This is a genomic window from Polaribacter sp., assembly GCF_039939415.1.
Taxonomy (GTDB): domain Bacteria; phylum Bacteroidota; class Bacteroidia; order Flavobacteriales; family Flavobacteriaceae; genus Polaribacter.
In genome coordinates this window covers 1-1982 of sequence record NZ_JBDVJE010000062.1, presented here as the reverse complement: position 1 = coordinate 1982, position 1982 = coordinate 1, and the positions used below count along the sequence as shown (strand labels likewise).

Sequence of the window (1982 nt, the reverse complement as noted above, 5' to 3'; positions counted from 1 at the left end):
AAATATATTGGCTTTTCGTTTGACTTACTACAAGATAAAACTAAAAAAGAAATTACTAAAAGATAGAAATGCTTATTCATTTATAAATTATTTATTTGATATATTGAGTTTGATTTACTTGAAAATTAAACAGTATTCTCTATTTCAAAATTATAATAAAAGTAAGAAACTGCTTTATCATAAAGGGGGTTAAAATGTTGCATCTTTAGTAAATTCTTTTCTAGTTAAGACAATAAGAGATTTTTATTACTAAAAATTGAAACTTTTCTAAATGTAAAGCATACAAATGTCTTTATTTATGGTAAATAATAAATCAATTTAAATAATAATATTGCACATATAAAAGACTTATAGTAATATTATACTACTAAGACTAATTTAGATTGCTCACTTTTTTAAACAATAGATTACTTTACAAAAACTACAAAAAGATAAAAGGTATGTTTAGATATTATAAATTGATAAAAATTACGTTTATAACTTTTACTGTGCTTCTAATTAGCTATTCTTGTAAAAAAAACAACTCTCATTATAGTGCTTTAGAAAAGAAAACTGAAACTCAAAATTCATCGCTTAAAAAACCAAATATCATTGTTATACTTATTGATGATGCTGGTTATGTAGATTTTGGTTTTATGGGATCTAAAGATTTAGAAACTCCAGAAATTGATAAACTGGCAAAAAATGGCGTTGTATTTACGGATGCTCATGTAACAGCAACGGTTTGCGCGCCTTCTAGAGCAGGAATAATGACTGGAAAACACCAACAAAGCTTTGGCTTTGAAGCAAATGCAACTGGTTATGGAGATAGTGGAGATATTGGTTTAGCAGATAAAGTTGTTACAATTGCAGATGTCTTTCAGAAAAATGAATACAAAACAATTGCCTTAGGTAAATGGCATTTAGGAGGTACAGAAACAGATCATCCTAACAAAAGAGGTTTTGATGAATTTTATGGATTTTTAGCTGGAGCAAGATCTTATTTCCCTTTAAAAAAACCATCAAAAAATCATATGTTGCAACATAATGGAGAAAGAGTACAATTTGATGGATATTTAACAGATGTTTTAGGAGATTATTCTGTAAAATTTGTAGAACAAAACAAAAACACACCTTTCTTTATGTATTTAGCATACAATGCAGTTCACACGCCTATGCATGCAAAAAAGGAACATTTAGAAAAATATAAAAATCATTCTAGGCAAAAATTAGCTGCCATGACTTGGTCTTTAGATGAAAACATTGGTAAACTGACAAAAAAACTAGAAGAATTAAAACTGCTTGACAATACACTTATTTATTTCTTGAGTGATAATGGTGGCGCAAAAACAAACACCTCTAAAAACGGGCATTTAAAGGGTTGGAAAGGTAATAAGTTTGAAGGTGGACATAGAGTTCCTTTTGTAATGAGTTGGCCAAATAGAATTAAACCAAACACAACTTTTAATGGATTAACATCTTCTTTTGATATTTTTGCTACCTCAATAGCTGCAGCAAATATACCTGTAACAAAAAATTTAGAACTAGAAGGTGTAAACTTAATCCCTTTTTTAAAGGGGGAAAAAACAGGAAATCCTCATGAAAACTTATATTGGAGAAAGTTAGAAGAATCTGCTACGCGTCATCAAAATTTTAAATTGATAAAGTTGAAAAACTTTGGACATGTTTTATATGATTTATCTACAGATATTGGAGAAACAAAAGACTTATCAAACACAGAACCTGAAACATTAAAATTATTAGAGGAGAATCTTTCTAATTGGGAAACAAAAATAATGGAACCACTTTGGCAAGAAGAAAAAGAATGGATGGATGTTACCTATCATATTCACCAAAGGTTGATGAAGAATAAAAAAGCACAATACACTACTCCATCACAGCGAAACAAAGTTTTAAAAAATATAAAATAGGTTTGTCGTTTTTTTTTATAGAGGATAATTATTTTTTCTAAGAATTTTTTATTGATATAAGATAAATTCTAA

General features: G+C 28.1%; 1 protein-coding gene. It reads left to right on the top strand.

From position 1 onward, the window contains the following. Window positions 1-440 precede the first annotated feature (440 nt). Window positions 441-1910: a sulfatase-like hydrolase/transferase gene (locus ABJG40_RS10255; RefSeq protein WP_348024482.1), complete on the top strand. Its 1470-nt coding sequence runs from the start codon at window positions 441-443 to the stop codon at window positions 1908-1910. Window positions 1911-1982 lie beyond the last annotated feature (72 nt).